The organism is Oleiphilus sp. HI0132, from assembly GCF_001635845.1.
Window position 1 is genome coordinate 1 of record NZ_LWGJ01001202.1, and the last position, 6,072, is coordinate 6,072.

7 protein-coding genes are annotated in these 6,072 nt (G+C 43.9%); all 7 read right to left on the reverse strand.

Translation table 11 applies throughout. The features are described from left to right. The coding region (locus tag A3766_RS17455; RefSeq protein ID WP_197479610.1) for an Hpt domain-containing protein at positions 1 to 354 on the reverse strand (354 nt) is incomplete at its 3' end. Positions 355 to 367: 13 nt separating this feature from the next. Continuing rightward, positions 368 to 1,150 (reverse strand): protein phosphatase CheZ, encoded by a 783-nt coding sequence (locus A3766_RS17460; RefSeq protein WP_068511930.1) that lies wholly within the window; start codon positions 1,148 to 1,150, stop codon positions 368 to 370. A gap of 13 nt (positions 1,151 to 1,163) precedes the next feature. Beyond that, a complete protein-coding gene (cheY, locus tag A3766_RS17465; protein WP_068511934.1) occupies positions 1,164 to 1,550 on the reverse strand; it encodes a chemotaxis response regulator CheY in 387 nt (128 codons plus the stop codon). A 245-nt stretch (positions 1,551 to 1,795) separates the two neighbouring features. Beyond that, positions 1,796 to 2,506, reverse strand: a complete 711-nt coding sequence (locus tag A3766_RS17470; protein WP_068511927.1) for an RNA polymerase sigma factor FliA — start codon at positions 2,504 to 2,506, stop codon at positions 1,796 to 1,798. A 29-nt stretch (positions 2,507 to 2,535) separates the two neighbouring features. Further along, positions 2,536 to 3,357, reverse strand: coding sequence for a MinD/ParA family protein (locus tag A3766_RS17475; protein ID WP_068511924.1), 822 nt, complete (start codon positions 3,355 to 3,357; stop codon positions 2,536 to 2,538). Between the two features lie 181 nt (positions 3,358 to 3,538). Beyond that, the gene (gene flhF, locus A3766_RS17480; protein ID WP_068511921.1) at positions 3,539 to 4,903 is read right to left on the reverse strand and encodes a flagellar biosynthesis protein FlhF; all 1,365 of its coding nucleotides are present in this window, start codon (positions 4,901 to 4,903) and stop codon (positions 3,539 to 3,541) included. Between the two features lie 77 nt (positions 4,904 to 4,980). Further along, on the reverse strand, positions 4,981 to 6,072 hold a 1,092-nt coding region (locus A3766_RS17485), incomplete at its 5' end, for an FHIPEP family type III secretion protein (protein WP_197479611.1).

Here is a 6,072-nt window from a genome sequence, read left to right on the forward strand (position 1 = left end):
CTGTGGGTCAGCTGGGGTTGGATCTTGGCCATCTCTGACTTCACTGAACATTTCGTTTACAGAGTCTAACGCACGTAAAACGACATCCATTAAGTCAGCATCAAGACTTCGCTTACCATTTCGCAGAATATCGAACACGTTTTCTGCAATATGACAACACTTGACCAGTGCATCCAACTGTAAAAAGCCTGCTCCACCCTTTACAGTGTGAAACCCTCTAAAAATTGCGTTTAGCAAATCTTTATCGTCTGGATTTTGCTCTAGATCAACCAGTTGCTCTGAAAGAAGCTCGAGTATCTCTCCAGACTCTACAAGAAAGTCCTGAAGTATCTCATCATCCGCTTCAAACCCCATCTTCTACGCCCCTTTAAAATCCTAGACTGGACAGCAAATCATCCACATCATCCTGGCCAGAAACAACGTCTTCGCGTTGCTCTGCATGGAGTTGTGGACCTTCACCCTCAATGCCTGTTTCTTGTTTTTCTACTTCGTGGACTGTTCCTGTAATCTGGTCAACCTTACCGGCCATTCTGACCAAATTAACAAGATTCTCTTCAACATCTTTAACCAATCCGGTGACTCGTTGAATCACTTGACCAGTTAAGTCTTGGAAAGACTGCGCTAACAGTATTTGCGTGAGATTATCATTTACTTTATCTGAATCCTCACACAACTTTCCAAGGAAAGTTCCCATTGTGGCTGTCAGCGTTCTAAACTCATCAGGTTTCATTTCCTTACGCTGTAAGCGAGACCAATCCATCTTGAGTTTTTTCGCTTCCTGGCTGATTCCTGAAGCATAAGGCATGGTTTCTTCGACAAGATCCAAGGTCTTGTTTGCAGCCTTATTGGTCATATCAACCACATACGCGAGTCGGTCGGACGCATCCTCTATAGTAGACAGGTCATCTTTAGCCGTCTCACTGGAAGCATCGATGTGAAAGTTCCGAATTGACTCGTGTAGCGACCGAGTTAAGCGACCGACTTCTTGGTACAGAGTTTTATCCCGAGTCTCATTTAACTCAGAAATAATACCTAACGCCCCCGACAAGTCTCCTTTGTCAATTCGCTCCTTCAACTCATTAGCCTGAGCCTTCAAAGTCTGCTCAAAACCGCTTAGAGGTTCGCTATTTATTAGCTTTGCGTCAGTCATGAATCGCTCAGCCTTAGGAATCGATACGTTCGAAGATTTTCTCAATCTTCTCTTTTAAAACAGCTGCGGTAAATGGCTTAACGACATAACCGTTCACACCTGCTTGCGCGGCAGCAACTATCTGATCTCGTTTAGCCTCAGCCGTTACCATTAGCACAGGAAGACTTTTGAGGTTATCGTCAGAACGAACATGCTGAAGCAACTCAATACCAGTCATCCCAGGCATATTCCAGTCAGTCACCAGAAAGTCATACTTACCTGTTTGAAGCATTGGTAAGGCAGTACTACCATCGTCAGCTTCATCAGTATTAGTAAACCCTAGGTCACGCAATAGGTTCTTAATAATTCGTCTCATTGTAGAAAAATCATCTACTACGAGAATTTTCATATCTTTATTCAAGTCGACCTCCACTCATGTCGATACCCGAAATTACATTTTAATACCTAAAAACAAGTCTAGTCGGTGTTCTTAGGCTAGCCAGTTTTTTTTGATATTTGTTTCACTTATCGGCACATTTCTTAACAACTATATAAAATCAAGCCAATTTATTAATTTTATTCGCTTTATTTTCCCCTTACATGGGGGACAAACTTTGAGAAAAGAGGTCTAAGCAAATAGTTCGATCAGGCTAAGACAAACTGCAATCAGGTACGCCAATCACTCATTCTAGCTTTCAAACGCATCGCTGCTTGAGAATGTATTTGACTTACTCGAGACTCACTAACAGAGAGCACCAAACCAATTTCTTTAAGATTCAACTCTTCTTCATAATATAAAGACAAAACCATTTTTTCACGCTCAGGGAGAACATCAATCTCTTTGGCCAAAGCTCGACGAAAGGCATCATTCTGAACATCCGTCGCGGGCGTGTCATTCTCGGACAAATACTCTTCACTAGAAACGTCACCTGACTCACTTAGCTCTTCAAAGCTAAATAACTTGCCACTAGCGCTGTCTTTCAAGCAAGCAAAGTATTCCTCAAGCGTCATACCTAACTCTGAGGCAACCTCGTCATCCTGCGCATCACGACCCTCTCTATCTTCAATAGCCTTGATCGCTTCACTTATCTTTCTTGCATTCCGATGAACAGACCTTGGCACCCAGTCTCCCCGGCGCACCTCATCCATCATCGAACCACGAATTCTAATGCCCGCATAAGTTTCAAAGGACGCACCTTTAGAAGCTTCATACTTCCTGGAAGCCTCTAATAACCCGATCATACCAGCCTGAATTAAATCATCGACCTGAACGCTAGACGGTAGACGAGATATCAAATGATGCGCAATTTTTTTGACTAAAGGCGCATGAGACCGAATCAAATCATCGGCACGTTTTACTTGAGCGTCTGTATACATCAGCCTATGACACCGGAACTAAACACGTTCTAGTTTGAGGTAGCCTGAACCAGGCGCTCAACAAAGAACTCCAAATGACCTTTTGGAGAAGAAGGCAGTGGCCAGCTATCCGCTTTTTGGGCAAGCGTCTTATATGCCAACGATGCTTTTGCACGAGGATACACATCAGAAACAGCCCGTTGACGCTGCACTGCTTTTTTCACCGACTCATCGAAAGGGATTGACCCAACATACTGCAGAGCAACATCGAGAAATCTCTCAGTAACGTGAGCAAGCTTGGAATAGAGGTGGCGCCCCTCTTCCTGCGTTTTAACCATATTCGCCAGTACACGAAAACGGTACATATCGTAATCGCGATTTAACAATTTAATTAGCGCATATGAATCGGTAATCGATGTAGGCTCATCACATACGACAACAATAACTTCTTGCGCAGCCCTAAGAAACGAAACAACACCATCGGATATACCTGCTGCGGTATCAATAATCAGGACATCGAGATCTTCAGAAATTTCACTAAAGGCATTAATTAAACCGGCATGTTCCATTGGATTCAAAGAAACCATTTTTTGCGTACCAGATGAAGCTGGTACTACTTTTATTCCTTTGGGCCCATCAACCAAAACGTCACGCAGAGAACATTCGCCACTTATCACATCCGCTATATTGCTTTTAGAGGTGATACCTAACAAAACATCAACATTAGCCAAACCTAAATCGGCATCTAAAAGTACGACACGACGCCCCATCTCAGCGAGCATAATCGAAAGGTTAATAGACACATTACTTTTGCCCACACCACCTTTACCGCCAGTTACCGCGATTACCTGAACCGGATTAGAATTCGCCATACTGGTGAAAATCCCCTTTTATACATCTAATTATTTTTCGCACTTCAGTTTATTCAACCATATTGAGATCTTCGTGATACTGAAACATTGACCGTATTTTCAGTGTATGCTGCATAATCTTGCTACATTCAGCTCTATATTTTAATCAACGCTAATAAGAGTTTAGCAGATATGATTAAGTTTACGCAGAATGAGAGAATATTTGATCTAAACCACCTTCATGCTCTTGGGCGCTGATTGTTACCCATCGCTCCGAACTATTCAATAAAGATTCAGCTCTCGAGAGGATTTCTTTTTGCCTAAACACATGAATATCCTCAGGAACTCGCTGACCGTCAGTAAAATAACTGGCTTTGAGACGCGTATCGATAAGAAAGCTCATCACCTCACCCAGGCTAACAGCTTCATCAACCTTAGTAATAATGGCGCCTGACAAGCCTACCATTTTGTAGTGATGGTAATTTGAACACATCACCTGATACTGCCCTACAGACGATACAACAAGGTGTGACTGAATATCATGACCCGACAGCTTTAATTCCTGCAGCTGCTCAGACCAGCACGCGTCGGTATGCATTAGGCCAGCAGTATCAACCAAGACAAGTTTTTTGTGACGCAAGCCATCAAGTATGGTATCCAGACTATGACGCTCATCAACAACATGGACAGGCACATTGAGTATTCTGCCAAACACCTTTAGTTGCTCGTGCGCAGCTATGCGGTATCTGTCAGTTGTCACCAAGGCTATATCATCAGCACCATGTCGAATAACAAACTGAGCAGCCATTTTACCTATTGTCATGGTCTTACCACTACCTGTAGGCCCAACCAATGCAATGACGCCACCCTGCTCGATCAGGTCATCTTCAGGAGCCGATATTAAAGCTGAAACACCCTGTGAAACACGAGACCATGCCTGACTGTAGTCCATACCTAAATCAACCATTGCCATTAGCCGTTTTTTAAGATCCCCGGCAATACAAAGGGATTCGAGTTTACGTTCGATTTTGCTGAGCGTAGCCGATTGCTCACGTTCTTTTTCATTCTGCACTTGCTTGTAAGCCTGCCCGGACATTAGTTTTTTAATCTCTAATATCTCTGCACGCATATCCGATAATTCGCCCCACGGAGTACCATTTTGTTTAGCATCATGTGACGCAGCCTTGCGCTCCATTGCCGAAGAGCTTGCCTCTGGTTCAGACACTGCCTCTGAATCGTTCTCTTGCGCAAGAGCATCAGGCCGCTCTTTACGCTTAGCCTTAACCTCTTCTATCTTTCTACGCGCACTATCTAGCTCTTTTTGCAGTTTCAGGTGTTTTTCTGCATGCATACGAGCAAGTTGGGAAGGGCTAGGCTCGCCACGCTCTATCAATTGACTTTCGATGGTTTCAGGTGAGACATCTTCCTCATAGTCGAGCGCAGCAACAATTTCGACACCACCGTCAACTTTTGAGTTGGATAAGATAACCGCATCGGGGCCAAGTTCTTCTCGAACCATTTTTAAAACTTCTTGCATGGTCGCTGAAAAAAAGCGTCTAACTTCCATAAGGAATCACCTGATTATGTTTACTACTCATCACTTCAATTGAACCTTGGAGCGAGTTCTACCGACACGACGTCAATTTATTGACCTACGTTCGCGACGATTGTTATTTGTTTATTGTTTGGCACTTCCTGGTAAGAAAGGACATTAATCGGGTCACTCCCAAACCTTACAAACTTAGCAAGCACTGGTCTCAAAGGCCCTGATACCAAAAGGATTGCAGGCTTTCCGAGCATTTCCTGGCGTTGAGCTGCTTCACCGAGCGATCGCTGAAGTGTTTCAACTATTCGGGGCTCAAGTATCATTCCCATATCATCACCCGCGCCAGTTTTTTGTGACTGCTGCACAGACTTTAGCAATAACTGTTCCAAGTCGGGCTCTAAGGTAATAACGGGGATTTCATCATCATTTCCACAAATATTTTGGACAATCAATCTTTTCATACCCTGTCGACATGCTTCTGTTAGCAGGGTGGAATCAGCTGACTTTGGAGTTACATTAACCAGCGCTTCAGCGATCGAACGCATATCTCTAATAGGTACGTCCTCGATCAATAGACTCTGAAGAACTTTTAATAACAGACTGACTGTTAATGTATTTGGAACCAGCTCTTCTGATAGCTTAGGTGACACCTTCGCCAACTGATCCAACCATTGCTGTACCTCCTCATGCCCCAATAACTCACTAGCATGCTTCTGAAGCACTTGATTCAAGTGTGTCGCCACCACAGTACTCGCATCGACAACGGTATAACCTAGCGTTTGCGCATGATCCTTTTGAGAACTCTCAACCCAGATTGCATCAAGCCCAAAAGCAGGGTCTCTACCCTCAACCCCGTCAATTTTCCCAAAGACCTGACCCGGGTTAATAGCTAGCTCTCTCTCTGGGTGAATTTCTGCTTCAGCAATCGTTACGCCCATCAAGGTGATTCGGTAAACATTTGGCATAAGGTCAAGATTGTCGCGAATATGAACTGAAGGCATTAAGAAACCTAACTCTTGCGACAGCTTTTTACGCACCCCTTTTATCCTACCAAGCAATGCCCCCCCCTGATTTTTATCAACAAGAGGAATTATGCGATAACCAACTTCCAGGCCTATAATATCGACCGACAAAACATCATCCCAGCCAAGCTCTTTGTACTCTTCTTTAGGCTGTCCATCAGCCGATAT

Coding starts and splice junctions, on each gene's coding strand:
- A3766_RS17460 (WP_068511930.1), bottom strand. CDS start 1,150: ATGACTGACGCAAAGCTAATAAATAGCGAACCTCTAAGCGGTTTTGAG.
- A3766_RS17470 (WP_068511927.1), bottom strand. CDS start 2,506: ATGTATACAGACGCTCAAGTAAAACGTGCCGATGATTTGATTCGGTCT.
- A3766_RS17475 (WP_068511924.1), bottom strand. CDS start 3,357: ATGGCGAATTCTAATCCGGTTCAGGTAATCGCGGTAACTGGCGGTAAA.
- flhF (WP_068511921.1), bottom strand. CDS start 4,903: ATGGAAGTTAGACGCTTTTTTTCAGCGACCATGCAAGAAGTTTTAAAA.